This window comes from Micromonospora alfalfae (genome assembly GCF_022230925.1).
In the GTDB taxonomy this organism is placed as follows: Bacteria; Actinomycetota; Actinomycetes; order Mycobacteriales; family Micromonosporaceae; genus Micromonospora; species Micromonospora alfalfae.
Window position 1 is genome coordinate 33,760 of record NZ_JAKKFH010000011.1, and the last position, 14,784, is coordinate 48,543.

Genomic DNA, 14,784 nt, shown 5'->3' on the forward strand with positions numbered 1-14,784 from the left:
CCGGCCTGAGTACGAAAATGCCGGTGGAGAGAGTGGGGTCCGACGGGTGAAGATCAGGGTGTGTCCGTTCCCGCGCGTCAGATCCGTGCTCGTTACTCGACAGACACGATCACCGTGTACCAGGCGTACCCACCGGAGATCGCGCTGCCGGCGGTGGCCGCCGGTCGCTTCGTGGCTCCCTTCAAGCGTGACCGGATGACCTGGATCAAGCCGTCCTTCCTGTGGATGATGTACCGCTGCGGTTGGGCCACAAAGCCCGGGCAGGAGCGCGTCCTGTCCATCGACATCACACGGGAGGGCTTCGAGTGGGCGCTGACGCGAGCCTGCCTGAGTCATTACGACCGGAGCCTGCACGGTGACCGGGTCACGTGGTCACGGCACCTCAAGGCCAGCCCGGTACGGGTGCAGTGGGACCCGGAACGGACACTGCACCTGAGCGCGTTGCCCTACCGGTCGTTGCAGGTCGGGCTGTCCGGCGAAGCTGTCGCCCGCTACGTCGACGACTGGACGGTCAGCATCACGGACATCACCCCCACTGTCCACCGTGTACGGGAACTGGTGCGGGCACGGGACGTGCGAGCGGCCACCGACCACCTGCCGGCCGAACGAAGCTATCCGCTGCCGAGGCGGATCGCGGCCCACCTCGATGCCACCGGGTGAGCCAGCGCGGTCGCCGTCGCGCAGGTGCCACGCATCGCGTCGCGCAACACATCGACATTCTCGATATCCTGGCCGGCATGCACCGAAGCCGTGTGTACGCGCTGCTGATCGACGCTCCCGAGGCGGAGGCCGCCCAGGCTGCGGAGTTCTGGTCGGCGGCGCTCGGTGTCGGCACCCGGCCCGTTCCGGCCGAGCCGCAGTTCGTCGGCCTGCACGAGGCGCTGCCGGGGCTGGTCACCGCGGTCCAGGCGGTCGACGACGCGCCGCGCTTCCACCTCGACATCGAGACCGACGATGTGCCGGCCGAGACCGGGCGGTTGATGGCTCTGGGTGCCACCGAGGTGTCGCGGTGGCTGGAGTGCCGGATCCTGCGGGCGCCCGGTGGCCACCTGCTCTGTGTGCTTCCGGTGGCGAGTCCGCCGGAGGTGTTCGCGGCCGAGGCCCGCACCTGGTCGTGACCCGCCGACCTGTCGCAGGTCGGGGTTACGCTCCCGGCCATGGCTGATTTCGTGTTGGTGGCAGGGGCGTGGCTGGGATCCTCGGCATGGGACGAGGTGGTGGCACCACTTCGGGCGGCCGGCCACGGCACCCACGCGTTGACCCTCTCCGGCCTCGCCGAGAAGCAGGGCGTGCCCGCCGGGCAGCAGACCCATGTGCAGGACATCGTCGACGAGATCGAGCGCGGCGACCTGCACGACGTGGTGCTGGTCGGGCACAGCTACTCGGGCATTCCGGTGGGTCAGGCCGCCGAGCGGATCGGCGACCGGTTGAGCCGGGTGGTCTTCGTGGACGCCGAGGTGCCTGTCGACGGTGGGTCGTTCGCCTCCGGCTGGTGGCAGGGCCAGGCGGCCTTCGAGGCGCAGATCGCCTCCAACAACGGCTACTGGGCTCCGCTCGGCGCGGCCGACGCGGACGGTCAGGGTCTCACCGACGAGCAGGTCGCCCGGCTGATCGAGGGCTGCACGCCGCATCCGGGGGCCACCCTGACCGAGCCGGCCGTGCTGGCCCGGCCGTTGGGTGAGCTGCCGGCGACGTACGTCAAGTGCCTGCTCGACGGGCCTGAGCCCAACGACACTGTGGCGAAACTGCTGACCAGCGACCAGTGGCGACTGGTCACCATGGCCACTGGCCACTGGCCGATGTTCTCCCAGCCCACCGAGCTGGCCCGGATTCTGTTGGCGCAGGCCGGCTGACCTTCGCTGGCCTGCGCCCGCGGCCCAGGCCAGGGCGAGCCGAGCCGCTGACGACGGCACCATCGAGCGCCGCCGCAGCCCTCAGACCGGATCCAGGGTCTGGATGTGGCGCACCGGCGACGCGAGCAACCACAGCACGGCGAGCACGCCACCCAGGCCGGCGATGGCCAGGGTGGGCCGCAGCCCGATGGTGGTGCCCAACGCCCCGCCGACCAGCGCGCCGAGTGGTCGGATGCCGTAGTTGACGGCGCTGTAGGCACCGGCCCGCCGTCCCAACGCGTCGTCGGGGGTCACGGCGATGAGGAGGGCGTTGAGGTTCACGTCCATCAGCATCACCCCGACGCTGGAGACCAGCTCGATGGCCGCCAGCATGGCCACCTTCGTCCAGGTGGGTCCGGACACCAGCGCGGTCAGCGCCAGCGGCGCGGGGAAGAACATCGCGCCGATCATTGCGGTACGGCCCAGACCGATGGCGCGTGAGACCCTCGGTGCGAGCGCCGCGCCGGCAAATCCGCCGATCGCTCCGAAGCCGAGGGCGATGCCGATCGCGCCCGCCGACAGGTGGAGTTCGCGGCTGGCGTAGAGCACCAGCAGCGCGCCGGCGATGAAGGTGAAGAAGTTGACGGTGCTGGTGCAGCCGAGGGCGGCCCGTAGCACCGGGTGCCGCAGTACCAGCACGAGCCCTTCGCGGACCATGCCGAGGGTGGAGGTCCGACGCGGTGCCGGCGGTGGCTCGGTCACCGGGATGCGGCTGAGCAGCAGCGCGGAGCCGAGGAAGCTGACCGCGTCGGTGACGATCGCGACCGGCGCGCTGAGCGCCTGGACCAGCCCACCGCCGACGGCCGGACCGGCGATGAAGGAGAGCGACCGGCTCATGCTCATCTTGCTGTTCGCGTCCACGTACGCCGATTTCGGCACCAGGCCGACGAAGAACGCCTGGCGTGCCATGGCGAAGAGCACCGCTCCGAAGCCGGTGAGCAGTGCCACCAGGTAGAGCTGGGTGAGGGTGATCGCGTCGAACAGATAGGCCACCGGCAGGCTGAGCAGCACCGCGGCGCGGAGCAGATCCGCGATGATCAGCAGTCGTCGCTTGTGGGTGCGCTGGTCCACCCAGGTGCCCAGGAACAGGCCCAGCAGGTTGGGCAGCCAGATCAGCGCGGTGAGAACGCTGACCTGCACGGGTGTGGCGGTGAGCAGGGTGACGGCGATCAGCGGTAGGGCCAGTTCGCTGATCCGATCGCCGAAGTTGGAGATCGTCTCGCTGATCCAGAAGGTGCGGAACCGCCGGTCACGGTGCAGGGCCGGCGGGGGCGCGGTGTCAGCGGGGGCGTCGGTGGCGGTCATGACGCGGCCGGGCCGTCGGCGGGCTCGGCCGGGGCTTCGTCTCCCGGCTCGGGCAGCAGGTAGCGCAGCATCCGGACGATCCGCGCGTCGGGCGGGGCCGACTCGTCCTTGCGCCGTACGTACGGGGCGATCAGCTCTTCAATGGACTCCTCCAGTTGCCGCAGTTCGTCGGCGGTGGCCACGAACCGGGTGTCGGCCATGCCGGCCAGCGCGCGCCACTCGGGGTCCAGTCGGGGCTCCTCATGCAGCAGCCACTGCTGGGGTGCGTCGGCGTTGCGGGCGAACATCTCGCCGCGTAGCTGCTGGCCGGCGGACTGCCCCTCGGTGCCCTCCGGCACCGTGAAGCGGAAGCCGCGGGCTGCCGCCTGCCACCAGCGTTCCCGCTTGCTGGTGGCACCGTCCCAGTCGAGGACCAGGCCGAACGTCGCGAGGTGCCGCAGGTGCCAGCTGACCACCGATGGTGTGGCGCCGACGTGCGGCGAGAGGCCGGTGGCCGTGGCCGGGCCGTGCCGCTGGAGGTGCTCCAGGATCGCCAGCCGGACCGGGTGGGCCAACGCCCGCAGCGCCTGCGGCTCGCTGATCTCGAAATCCCCGTACGGATTCTTGAGAGACATGTCTCGAGAGTATTCTCTCAGATGGGATCGGGGCAACCCCGAGCCGAGTTGATCAGGCGATGCCCAACCGCGCCAACGGCTCGACCAGTTCCCGCTCCTCGTAGCTGAGGTGCGACAGGAGGGCGTCGGTCAGCAGGTCCACCGCGGCCCGCAGCTCGGCGAGGCCGTCCGGAGACCCGACGTACGCGACCAGGGCCCGGTCGACACCCTCCAGCACGTCGTGGATGACGTGGTGCTCCTGCTCCAGCCGGTCGACCACCGGACCGAGTCGGGGGTCACGTGCCCGCAACCTGGGGAAGAACGACTGGTCCTCGATCGTGTGGTGGGTGGTGACGATGCGGCAGTACGACTCGCAGTAGACCCCGAGGGTCCACCGGTTCTGCCTCATGGTCATCGTGTTGATGTGGGACCGGGCCGCGCCGGCGTCGATCTCGCCGGCCGCCACCTGCTCGATCAGGTCGTGAATCTGGGCCAGTTCGGCACGCAGGCCGTCGTGGATCTGCACAAGATGAGCGCCGGTGGCCTGCTCCTGCGGGGTGTAGGTGCGCTGCGGGTCGGGCGCGGGCCCGGTCGGCCGGGTCGACTCGTCCCACACCTGCTGCTCGCTTCGCCGTACACCGTCGTCAGGGGTGGGCACCACGGCGAACGCGCCACCGGACGCGGTGGCGCGGCTCGCCCGGACCGGCGGCGCAGCGACCGGCTCCGGCTCCGGTTCCGGCGTACGCTGCGGAGTCGCGCCCCGGTCACGTTCTGCCGCGACCAGCTCGCGGACGGCGGGGGCCACCTCGCCGGCGAAGCGGCGCAGGTCGTCGGGGTCGTCGCTGCCCAGGATGAAGGTGCCGACGCCCTCCTCCAGTGCCAGCTCCGCCAGTTCCTCGGCCCACTGCTCGGCGGGCCCGTTCAGCGGACTGCGCCCGACGCGCGAGAACTCCCCGGCGATGTTGAGCAGCCGACGCACGTCCCGCGGGGACCGGCCGGCCTGCTGCGCCGCGTCGTCGATGATCGCGTTGCCCCTGGTCAGGTCGCCGGGCTGGAGGTAGCCCAGCGTGGGCAGCCAACCGTCGCCCCGACGACCGGTGAGCTTGAGCATCCGGGGCTTGTACGCACCCAGCCAGATCGGCACCGCGTGGGCGGGAGCGGGACCACGCTTGGCGCCCACCACCCGGTGGAACTCACCGTCGACCCGCACTCCGCCGCGCGTCTCGACGTCCCAGAGCTGACGGACGACCTCGATGGCCTCCTCCAGCGCTCGTACGCCCTGGCCGGGAGTCAGCTTCCGGCCACCCATCGCCTCGATGGCATCCCAGAAGGCCCCCGCCCCGAGGCCGAGGCCGACCCGGCCACCGCTGAGCAGGTCCAGGCTGGCCACACTGCGGGCGAGCACCGCCGGCGGGCGCAGTGGCAGGTTCGTCACGTTCGCCGACAGGTGCACCCGGCTGGTGCGGGCCGCCACGAAGCTCAGCAGCGTCCAGGTGTCGAGGAACGCCGGCTGGTACGGGTGGTCCTGAAAGGTGACCAGGTCCAACCCGACCTGCTCGGCCAGGACGGCGACACCGACCGTACGGTCCGCATTGTCAGCGCTGGGCGTGACGAAGGAGCCGAAGACCAGGTCGTGGCCGTAGTCGCTCATCTGCGAGCCTCCCGATTTTCCGACGCCTCGGACGATGCGTCGCGGCCTTAACCTTATGTCACACAGAACATCTTCTGCCAACAAGGTCTGCGCCGCTGCGGTATTGTCGGGGGATGACGGGTGCCTCTCACCGGCCGGACCGGCCCGATCCGCTCGACGACGACCTGGGCTGGATGCTGGGCATCGTCTTCCGCGGCTACGTCCGGGCGGCCGAGCACACGCTCGCCGACTTCCCCGGTGGCCCGCGCGGCTACCAACTGCTCACCGCGGCCAGCAACGGGCCGGCCCGAAACCAGGGCGCGATCGCCGAGGAGATCGGCATCGACCGCACCGTCCTCACGTACCTGATCGACGACCTGGAGCGGCCCGGGTTCGTCGCCCGGCGCGCGGACCCGGCTGACCGGCGCAACCGGCTGATCGAGGTCACCGACGCCGGCCGTGCCGCCTGGGAGCAGCGGCGGTTGGCGCTGCGGCAGGTCGAGGCGCACCTGCTGGGGGCGCTCACCTCGACCGAGTCGGCGACGCTGCGGTCACTGCTTCAGAAGGTCGCCTGCTCGGCCCAGGCGGTGGACCCGTTGCGCGACCTCTGCGAGGTGGTGACACAGGCACAGGCGGACGCGGCGACGGCACCGGCCGCCGCGCGCCGGACCGGTGCCGCGACGGCGCGCAGCGGACGAACCGCCACCCCCCGAGCCCGCCGCGGCACGCCCGACTGACCTGCGGATACTGCGGGCCCGCCCGCCACGGCCCGACGTCGTCAGTCGAGCGGTGCCGGACAGGCCCGCGATGTCGCTACCGCGCCGGGTCAGCGCATGTGCACGAACACCGGGTTCGAGTAGAACCACAGGTCTTCCCACGGGCTCTCCAGCCCGTCGGCGAGCGGCTCGGCCTCGTCGGTGCTGGTGCCGCGCACCCGCGCGTAGGTGTCCGCCTCGACATTGCGCAGTGTGTGCCGGATGACGTAGCTGTCGCCCTGCCGACGCCAGTCCCGCGGGCCGAACCGCGCCGCCACCTTCGTGGTGGGGTTGGTGTCGGCGTCCAGGCTGGCGCTCGGGCCGGTGATCTGACCGACGATCAGGTCGACCCGGCGGACCTCGGGCCGGTCGCCGTTCGCGTTCACCCCACCCAGCGGGCGGAACGTGATCTCGATGTCGACATCGGTACGGTTCCGACGGCTCACCGTGATCGTCTCGCCCACCTCGGCGGTCCTGCCCTGCGACGTGGCGGTGACGTCGAGGCTGCGGATCAGGTCACCGGTGGTGACCCAGATCCGGCCGTTGCGCAGGCCGTCCATGATGTCGCCGTAGTCCTGGCGGGCGTGCACGTAGGTCTTGCTGTACTCGCCCGGCCAGAAGTCGGAGCCGCCGCGGGTCCAGTGCACGTGCGAGTCCGAGGTCGCGGTGATCCACCAGCGCCGGCCCTCGCCGAGCAGTGAGTCCCACAGGCCGCCGACCCGGGCGGTCATCTGGTCGAAGCCGCCGTAGGTGGGATGGTTGCCGTAGCCGCCCCGCTTGCCACCGTTGAGCGGGCCGGCCTGGTGACCGGGCGCGCCCTCGAAGCCGATGTAGACGTCCGGCGCGGCGTTGTTGCCGTTGCGGAACTCGCGCGGGGTGTCCTGACCGTAGACGCCGAGACCGGGCGCCGAGCGGGACGCGTGGTGGGCGATCACCAGCGGCTTGTGCGGCATGCCCCGGGCGACCTTGAGGAACTCCACCATCTTGGCCTCGGTGTCGCGGGCCGGGTCGGTGGGGAACGCGTCGTACTTGGCGAACCGGCTCTCCAGCTCGAAGAGCTGCTTCGCCTCGTCCTCGTGGCGCGGGATCATCAGCGTGTGGTGGTCCAGCGAGGGCGCGTCGAACTCCATGCCCCAGAACTGGAGCACCTCGGGAACCAGTTTGCGGGACCGCAGCAGGTCGGGGTACGCCTGCTCGATGTTCACCTTCGAGTGGGTCGGTCCACCGTGGTCGGTGCACATCGCCCAGGTCAGGCCGAAGTTCTTGGCCATGATGGCGTTGGTGACGATCGGGTAGACCGCATCCGCGCCCTTGTGGAAGACGATCGGGGACTTCGTGGTGTCGAACTCACCGCTGTACTCGGAGTGGATGTGGTGGTCGCCCGCACGCCACGCCCGGTTCCTGGAGTTACCCCGGTCGGTCTTGTCGTCGTCACCCGGCCGGCGGTCCTCGCCGGCCCACGCCGCGCCGGCGCCGACGAGTGGGCTGGCCGCGGCCAGCGTCGCGCCGACGCCCGCGTACTTGACCAGCTTGCGCCGGGACAGCTGCGCGTGCTCGGTCTCTTCGGGATGCTTGTCTCTCACGTGAGAGCCTCTCCTCGATCAAGCGAATGCTCTTTCGATCAAGGAGCTTCGGAGAGGTCGGTGAACGCCCGCCGTACGCAGCGGGTGCGCACGATGAACAGCCTGCCCCGACCTGTCGGAGTGCCGGGCCGGGACGGCGGCGGGTCACACCGCGACCGCGCGGAGTGCCGATCAGGACTGAGGCCGCACCGCCACCCAGTCAGATCCGGGCGCGGGGCAGCCAGCCCAGGAATCGGAGCCGGACCCGGGGCAACGGCATCGTGGGCAGATCCTGAGCGGCGGCGACGAGACAGGAGCCGAGATAGACCGCGAGGGAGGCGCGCGCTCCACCGAACTCGGCGAGCAGTTGGCTCTGCTTGGTGGCGCAGGGCCACTCGCGGCCGCATCCGGTGCAGGTCCAGCTCGGCGGGTTGGGGAGGTGCTCCGGCAGCTTGGCGCGGCGGTACCGACCGACGACGCTGTTGTCCGAGCGCACGTCGCGTCGCCGTGCCGCGGGCCCTTCGTTGCGGTGGGCCACCGGGCGGGCACCGGGCAGGTAGCGCCCGACGGTGCCGAAGAGCACCCCGACGCGGATCAGGGCGTCCGGTCCGACGTGCTGGGTCAGCAACGCGGTCATCAGGTAGTGCCCCAGCAGGTCGAAGGCGTCACGGTGCAGACCCAGGTCGCGGCAGAGGTCCACGAACTCCGGCGTGGTCAGTGGCACCCGATCGTCGAGGGCACGGCGCAGCACCTCACGGAGCCCACGTCCGAGCCTCTCCAGCGCGTCCCCCTCGCCCAGACCCAGGCTGTCCTCGTCCGCCACCCGGGCCAGCGCCTCGGCGACGGCCAGCCGAACGACGCGGTCAGGATCGGTACTGTCCAACGCTTCCCCCTCCGTGGATCGGCTCCCGGCAGTGACCCGGTCATCCTCCGACGAATCATGAACAAGATTTCGCTGTCGGACGCGAGGGCGGCTAGGACAGCAGACGTAGAACCATTCGGCGCGCTAGCCAGAAAACGAAGTCGACCTGCCGACACATCACAGTGATTCGGAGGACGCCACGTCGGTGATTGTCGTATGGTGACATTCCCATCTACGGATATTGCACCTCAGCGTCAGTGAATGGTCAGACCAGATCCGACACCCTCAACCGGTCGCTGCCGTCCCGCTCGCGACGTTCCATCCCACCGCACCGCCGGCCAACGATGTGCCGGGTCACCGCCGAGCACCCCGGCACGTCCCGAACCTGCCGTCGGCACCCGTTCCAGCACCCGGCGGCACCTCCACCGGACGGAGACAGCGGATGACGTCATCGCCAGTGCAGACCCACCAGTTCGACAGCCGCGACCCGGCGGCCATCCAGGAATTCCTGTCCGCCACGTACGACCCGAAACTGCGCATCCAGAGCAGGAACGGATACCGGCTCACCCACCACCGCGCGGACACCGGCCCCTTTGCCATCGCGACCACCCGCCAGACCGGGCACCTCGAGATCGATGCCAGCACCCTCGGCGGGCTGGTCATCGGTCACACCCGCACCGCACACGTCGATCGCTCCTGCGCCGGATCGGCCCACCGGTTCGGCCCCGGCGAGGTCTTCCTCGTCACCAGGCCGGAGGAGCCATGCACCGTCCACTGGCATCCCGGTGAGGTGGAGCTCTGCGTACTGGACCTGTCGGTGCTGGCGCAGGTGGCCACCACCGCACCGGCCCGCCGGCCCGGCCGGATCGAGTTCACCGAGCTGGGTGCCGCCAGCGCAGCCCTCGCCCGGCAGTGGCGCAACACCACCAGCTTCGTCCGCGACGTCGTGTTGAACAGCCCGGCCGCCGGGGCACAGTCGCTGGTGATTGGCAACGCCGCCCGGATGCTGGCCGCGGCGGCGCTCGCGGTCTTCCCCAACACCGCGTTCACCGAACCGACCGCCGCGGACCGGAACGACGCCACCACCGCCACGCTGCGACGGGCGATCACGTTTCTGGAGGAGCACGCTGAACGGGACATCAGCGCGGCCGACATCGCCGGCGCGGCCGGCGTCTCCCTCCGGGCGGTGCAACTCGCCTTCCGCCGTCACCTCGGCACCACCCCGATGGCCTACCTGCGTCGGGTCCGGCTCGTCCGGGCACACCACGACCTGCTGCACGCCGACCCACGCCAGGAGACGGTCTCGGCGATCGCCAGTCGGTGGGGATTCGCCAGCCACAGCAGGTTCACCGCGCGATACCACGCCAGCTTCGGTGTGCCGCCGCGCGAGACGCTGAACACCTGAGACCCCCGACCAGGACGCCAACCAACCAGGCGCCCGGTGTTCAACTGAGGACGCGGGCGAGACGCCGAACGGCCTCGTCCATGAGTTCGGGTGCGGCTGCCGCGTAGGTGAGGCGAAGGTGCGGGGCCGGGGGTTCGGCCGCGTACCAGGGCCGACCCGGGAAGACGGCGACGCCCTCGGCCGCCGCGGCAGCGGCCAGCGCCGCGTCGTCGGTGCCGGCGGCGAGGGGCACCCAGAGGTGCATGCCGCCACGTGGGACCGACTGCGGGGCAAGGCCTGGCAGATGCCGGCGTAGCGCGGTCAGCAACGCGTCCCGGCGTGTCCGCAGAGCGGCGCGCAGTGCCCGGCGATGCCGCGACCACGCCGGAGAGGTGAGGAAGTCGATCGCCGCCTGTTGCAGTGGACCGGCGACGAAGAAGTCGTCGAGCAGCCGGGCGGCGCGCAGTCGCGCCCCGGCCGGGCCCCGGGCTCCGATGGCGGCGACGCGCAGCCCGGGGGCTGTCGACTTGGTCAGCGAGCGCAGGTAGATGACGTGGCCGTCGGGATCGTCGCTGGCCAGTGGTGGCGGCACCGGATCGTCGATGGTGAGGTCACGGGCGTAGTCGTCCTCGATCAGGAACGCACCCGCGTCGCGTACCGCCTCGGCGACCTGCGCCCGGCGGTGCTGCGCCAGTGTCGCGCCGTGCGGGTTGGCGTACAGAGGCTGGCAGTAGAAGAGCCGGGCGCCGGTGCGGGCGAACGCGGCGGCGAGCTGGTCGGGCCGCACCCCGTCGGCGTCGGCCGGCACGGGCACCACCCGCAGCCCGGCCGCGCGGGCCGCGGCCAACGCACCCAGGTAGGTCGGCGACTCGACGAGCAGGGCGTCGCCGGGCGCGGTGAGCGCCCGCAACGCGGACGACAGAGCCGCCTGCCCGCCGGGGCAGATCAGCATGTCCTCGGCGTGCAGCCCCGCACCGGCCTCGCGGGCGAACCAGGCGCGCAGGTCCGTGCGACCCTCGACCGGCCCGCGCTGCCAGCTCGCCGGCTGGCGGGCGGCCCGGGTGAGGGCGGCGCCGAGCGCAGCGGCGGGCTGGAGGTCAGCGTGGAGGTAGCCACCGGACAGCGGGATCGTTCCGGCGGGCGTCAGCGCCAACAGCGCCTGCATCTCGTCCTGACCGAACCGGCGGGGCCCGAGCGCGACGGTCTGCCAGGACAGGTCGGGCACCTCCGGCTCGTCCGGTGAAGTGGCCACAAAGGTGCCTCGGCCGGGTCGCGCCTCGATCAGCCCTTCGGCCGCCAACTGACGGATCGCCTCGGCGACGGTGACCGGCGAGGCCTGATGTCGGGCGGTCAACTCGCGTACCGAGGGCAGCCGGGCACCGGGACCGGCGGCGACCACGAGACCCCGCAGATCTTGGATAACGCGTTGGGCTGCGTTACCGTTTTCCATGAGGGACAAGAGTAGCGCTACTGCCCGAAACACGGTAACAGCGGATCGGGTCCTCGGGCTCGGCCTCGGCGCCCTGGGCGTGCTCGGCTTCAGCCTGTCGCTTCCGGCCACCCGCATCGTCGTGCAGCAGCTCGACCCGTGGTTCGTCGCCTTCGGCCGGGCTGTCGGCGCGGGGCTGCTGGCGTTGGCGTACCTGCGTCTCACCGGCGCACCGCGGCCCACTCGCGGTCAGTGGCAACGGCTGCCGATCGTCGCCCTCGGCGTCATCGTCGGCTTTCCGTTGTTCACCTCGATGGCGCTTCTCACCCAGACCTCCGCGCACAGCGCTGTCGTCATCGCCGCGCTGCCCGCGATGACGGCCGTGTTCGCGGTGCTGCGGGCCGGCGAACGCCCACCGCCGCTGTTCTGGATCGTGAGCGCGGGCGGACTGCTGGCGGTCCTCGCCTTCCTCGGCGTCAGCGGCGCGGTACGCGGAGCCCTCACAGTGCCCGACCTGTTCCTGCTCGCGGCGGTGGTGCTCTGCGGCCTCGGCTACGCCGAGGGCGGCGCGCTCGCCCGCGAGTTGGGCGGCGCTCGGACGATCTGCTGGGCGTTGCTGCTCTCGCTGCCCATCACCGTTCCCGTCACGGCATTCGCCGCCGCCACCAGCCCGATGCGGGCCGACGCTCTCGCCTGGTCGGCGTTCGGCTATCTCACCGCGGTCTCGATGTTCCTGGGCTTCTTCGCCTGGTACGCGGGCCTGGCCCGGGGCGGTATAGCGCAGGTGGGCCAGGTCCAACTCGCCCAGCCGGTGCTGACCCTGCTGTGGTCGGCGCTGCTGCTCGGCGAGGCGGTCTCCCCCGCCTCGATCGCGGCGGCGCTGGTGGTGCTGGGATGTGTCGTGGCGACCCAGCGCATCCGCCAGAGCCCGAGGACGATCGTGGCGCGACGCGAAGTCGGCGCGGGATCGTCCTAGCCCCGGTCGCGCTCGCGGCTGTCGCGGGCGGTCTGCAACTCGAGCACCGAGGCCTCCAGCAGATCGGCGAGGCCACGCAGTTGCTCGGCGACCTGGGCCCCGAGTGGGGTCAGCGAGTATTCGACGCGCGGTGGGATCGCTGTGAGCACCTCGCGGGTGAGCATCCCGTCGCGTTCGAGGGTCTGCAGGGTCTGGGAGAGCATCCGCTCGCTGACCCCGTCGATGCGGCGACGCAGCGCGTTGAACCGGTAGCTGCCCTCGCCGAGCGCCAACAGGGCCAGCGAGGCCCACTTCGAGGTGACGTCCTCGAAGGCCGCCCGGGAGGTGCAACCCCTGGCGAAGACATCGCTGACGAAATCCTGGGTAGGCCCCGCCGGGTCCTGGGCCGGCATGTCGCTCACCTCACCAGCCTATCTCATGCCTCCCATCGGTTAGTGCTGTAGATTCGTAAGTGCTTACTGATCTGTCCCCACCCTCCGGAGGTTCCCATGCCCACCTATGCCGTCACCGGCGCCACCGGCCGGTTGGGCCGCCTGGTGATCGAGCAACTGCTCGACAGCGGCGTACCCGCCGCCGAGATCGCCGCCATCGTCCGCAGCCCGGAGAAGGCCGCCGACCTGGCCGCGCGCGGGGTCGAGATCCGCAAGGCCAACTACGACGACCCGTCGACGCTGCCCGGCGCCGTGGCCGGCGTACGCCGCCTGCTGCTCATCTCCGGCGACTCTCCCGGCCAGCGCGTCGCGCAGCACACCGCGGTCATCGACGCCGCCAAGCTCGCCGGGGTGGAGCGTCTCGTCTACACCAGCATCCTGAAGGCCGACACCACAGCGAACCCGCTCGCCCCGGAGCACAAGGCCACCGAGGAGGTCCTCGCCGCGTCCGGTCTGACCTACACGGTGCTGCGCAACGGTTGGTACACCGAGAACTACACCGACCAGCTCCCGCAGTACCTGGGATCCGGCACGATCCTCGGTGCCACCGGCGGCAGCAAGATCTCCACCGCGACCCGGGCCGACTACGCGGGGGCGGCCGTGGCCGCGCTGACCCGCGACGAGGACGGCAACGCCGTCCACGAACTGGGCGGCACCGCGTTCACCTTCGACGAGCTGGCCGAGGCCGTCACAGAGGTGACCGGCACCAGAGTCGTCCACCAGGACATGTCCGCCGCCGAGCTGGCCTCGGCCCTGGAGAACGTCGGCCTGGACGCGGGCACCGCCGGTTTCGTCGCCGCGCTCGACCACTCGATCGCCAACGGCGAGCTGGCAACCGACAGCGACGACCTCAGCCGTCTGCTCGGCCGGCCGAGCACCCCGCTGCGCGACGCCATCCGGGCCGCGCGGGTCTGAACCGAATCCATCACCGAAGCGGGCGGCGGGGCCTCCGTCCCCCGTCGCCCGTCACCCGGTGAAACCGCACACGTATCCTCGACGGCATGGTGAGGCACGTCGATGAGCTGCTCCCCCGGCCCGTCGAGCCGCCATGTCGACACGCCGTGCGGTCCGACCTGGACACTCCGGCGGCGACCCGGTGAGCGGCGACGACTTCGTCGTCCGGGCCGCCGTAGCGCAGGACGACCCCGAACTGGTCTTCGACGTGCTGAGGCAACTCGCTCCCGACGACGCGCGGCCGGACCCCGCCCGGCTCGCCGCCGCCTGGCGTGACCTGCACGCCCAAGCCGGCCGCCGGCTCCTGCTGGCCGTCGCCGGGGACACCTTCGTGGGCACCCTCGACACCCTGGTCGCCCCCAACCTCACCCACGGCGCGCGACCGTACATGGTGGTGGAGAACGTGGTGATCGCGCCCGACTGGCGCCGCCGTGGGGTTGCCCGGGCCCTCATGCTGGCGGCGCTCGACGAGGCGACGGCAGCCGGCTGCTACAAGGTCCAACTGGTGTCGAACGCCGCGCGGACCGATGCCCACCGGTTCTACGCGTCCGTCGGGTTCACGCAGTCCGCGCTCGGCTACCGCAGGTACCTCACCCACCGCGACGTGACACCGGGCGCTCCCGCGTCCCGGCCGGCTACTCCGCCTCGTCCTGTTCTTCGGTGAGCTCGGCCAGGACGTCGGCCGCGTCCCGGTTCCCACCGTCGGCGAGCCGGCGAAGCTCGCCGACGTCCGCCCGCTCCGCGGCCAACTCGACGAGTTGGTCAGCGGCGTCCTTGTCGCCCCGGTCGGTGAGACGCCGCAGCTCGTTCATGTCGCCGAGTTCGGTGGCGAGTTCGACAAGTTGAGCCGCAGCGTCGGCGCTGCCGTCCTCGGCCAGCTGACGTAACTCCGTGAGGTCACCCCGCTCCCCCGCGAGCTCGACAAGCTGGTCGACAGCGTCCCGGTCACCGTCCTTGGCCCGTTGGCGCAGGTCGGCAAGATCAGGGTCGGACATCGCGCACCTCTTCGCA

The 14,784-nt window shown here is 71.2% G+C and carries 16 protein-coding genes; 8 read left to right on the top strand and 8 right to left on the bottom strand.

From position 1 onward, the window contains the following. Positions 1–60 precede the first annotated feature (60 nt). From MED01_RS10945 to MED01_RS10955, 3 genes are all read left to right on the top strand, one after another. Positions 61–660, top strand: a complete 600-nt coding sequence (locus MED01_RS10945; RefSeq protein WP_238668399.1) for a DUF4291 domain-containing protein — start codon at positions 61–63, stop codon at positions 658–660. A gap of 77 nt (positions 661–737) precedes the next feature. Next, complete coding sequence (locus MED01_RS10950; RefSeq protein ID WP_238668400.1) at positions 738–1,118, top strand: VOC family protein; 381 nt, start codon at positions 738–740, stop codon at positions 1,116–1,118. 39 nt (positions 1,119–1,157) lie between these two features. Continuing rightward, positions 1,158–1,853 (top strand): alpha/beta fold hydrolase, encoded by a 696-nt coding sequence (locus MED01_RS10955; protein ID WP_238668401.1) that lies wholly within the window; start codon positions 1,158–1,160, stop codon positions 1,851–1,853. An 81-nt stretch (positions 1,854–1,934) separates the two neighbouring features. On the opposite strand, the gene MED01_RS10960 is transcribed toward MED01_RS10955, so the two are convergent. From MED01_RS10960 to MED01_RS10970, 3 genes are read right to left on the bottom strand one after another with little or no spacing between them, the layout of a single operon-like run. Next, positions 1,935–3,197, bottom strand: a complete 1,263-nt coding sequence (locus tag MED01_RS10960; RefSeq protein ID WP_238668402.1) for an MFS transporter — start codon at positions 3,195–3,197, stop codon at positions 1,935–1,937. Next, the gene (locus MED01_RS10965) at positions 3,194–3,811 is read right to left on the bottom strand and encodes an ArsR/SmtB family transcription factor (RefSeq protein ID WP_238668403.1); all 618 of its coding nucleotides are present in this window, start codon (positions 3,809–3,811) and stop codon (positions 3,194–3,196) included. Before MED01_RS10965 ends, MED01_RS10960 begins: the two co-directional genes overlap by 4 nt. Before the next feature lie 52 nt (positions 3,812–3,863). Continuing rightward, positions 3,864–5,441, bottom strand: coding sequence for an LLM class flavin-dependent oxidoreductase (locus MED01_RS10970; RefSeq protein ID WP_238668404.1), 1,578 nt, complete (start codon positions 5,439–5,441; stop codon positions 3,864–3,866). Positions 5,442–5,554: 113 nt separating this feature from the next. Between MED01_RS10970 and MED01_RS10975 the strand changes: the two genes are divergently transcribed. After that, complete coding sequence (locus MED01_RS10975; protein WP_238668405.1) at positions 5,555–6,157, top strand: MarR family winged helix-turn-helix transcriptional regulator; 603 nt, start codon at positions 5,555–5,557, stop codon at positions 6,155–6,157. An 89-nt stretch (positions 6,158–6,246) separates the two neighbouring features. Here MED01_RS10975 and MED01_RS10980 read toward each other — a convergent pair whose 3' ends face one another. Together MED01_RS10980 and MED01_RS10985 are read right to left on the bottom strand one after the other, a co-directional pair. Continuing rightward, positions 6,247–7,758 carry a CehA/McbA family metallohydrolase domain-containing protein gene (locus MED01_RS10980; protein WP_238668406.1) on the bottom strand — a complete coding sequence of 504 codons (1,512 nt, stop codon included), beginning with the start codon at positions 7,756–7,758 and terminating at the stop codon, positions 6,247–6,249. A 199-nt stretch (positions 7,759–7,957) separates the two neighbouring features. After that, positions 7,958–8,620, bottom strand: a complete 663-nt coding sequence (locus tag MED01_RS10985) for a hypothetical protein (protein WP_238668407.1) — start codon at positions 8,618–8,620, stop codon at positions 7,958–7,960. A 421-nt stretch (positions 8,621–9,041) separates the two neighbouring features. On the opposite strand from MED01_RS10985, the gene MED01_RS10990 reads away from it, so the two are divergent. Beyond that, positions 9,042–10,004, top strand: a complete 963-nt coding sequence (locus tag MED01_RS10990) for a helix-turn-helix transcriptional regulator (RefSeq protein ID WP_238668408.1) — start codon at positions 9,042–9,044, stop codon at positions 10,002–10,004. Positions 10,005–10,044: 40 nt separating this feature from the next. Here the strand turns inward: MED01_RS10990 and MED01_RS10995 are convergent, their stop codons facing one another. Then, positions 10,045–11,433: an aminotransferase-like domain-containing protein gene (locus MED01_RS10995; RefSeq protein ID WP_238668409.1), complete on the bottom strand. Its 1,389-nt coding sequence runs from the start codon at positions 11,431–11,433 to the stop codon at positions 10,045–10,047. Between MED01_RS10995 and MED01_RS11000 the strand changes: the two genes are divergently transcribed. After that, entirely contained in the window at positions 11,432–12,388 is a 957-nt protein-coding gene (locus tag MED01_RS11000) for a DMT family transporter (protein ID WP_238668410.1), read from the top strand. The genes MED01_RS10995 and MED01_RS11000 overlap by 2 nt on opposite strands. On the opposite strand, the gene MED01_RS11005 is transcribed toward MED01_RS11000, so the two are convergent. Then, on the bottom strand, positions 12,385–12,780 hold the full coding sequence (locus MED01_RS11005) for a winged helix-turn-helix transcriptional regulator (RefSeq protein WP_238668657.1): 396 nt from the start codon (positions 12,778–12,780) through the stop codon (positions 12,385–12,387). The two genes, MED01_RS11000 and MED01_RS11005, sit on opposite strands and share 4 nt — an antisense overlap. A 96-nt stretch (positions 12,781–12,876) precedes the next feature. Here MED01_RS11005 and MED01_RS11010 point away from each other — a divergent pair, with 96 nt between their 5' ends. After that, positions 12,877–13,734 (top strand): SDR family oxidoreductase, encoded by an 858-nt coding sequence (locus MED01_RS11010; RefSeq protein WP_238668411.1) that lies wholly within the window; start codon positions 12,877–12,879, stop codon positions 13,732–13,734. A 133-nt stretch (positions 13,735–13,867) separates the two neighbouring features. Next, positions 13,868–14,437, top strand: coding sequence for a GNAT family N-acetyltransferase (locus tag MED01_RS11015; protein WP_238668412.1), 570 nt, complete (start codon positions 13,868–13,870; stop codon positions 14,435–14,437). Here the strand turns inward: MED01_RS11015 and MED01_RS11020 are convergent. Beyond that, positions 14,409–14,768, bottom strand: coding sequence for a hypothetical protein (locus MED01_RS11020; RefSeq protein WP_238668413.1), 360 nt, complete (start codon positions 14,766–14,768; stop codon positions 14,409–14,411). The two genes, MED01_RS11015 and MED01_RS11020, sit on opposite strands and share 29 nt — an antisense overlap. Positions 14,769–14,784 lie beyond the last annotated feature (16 nt).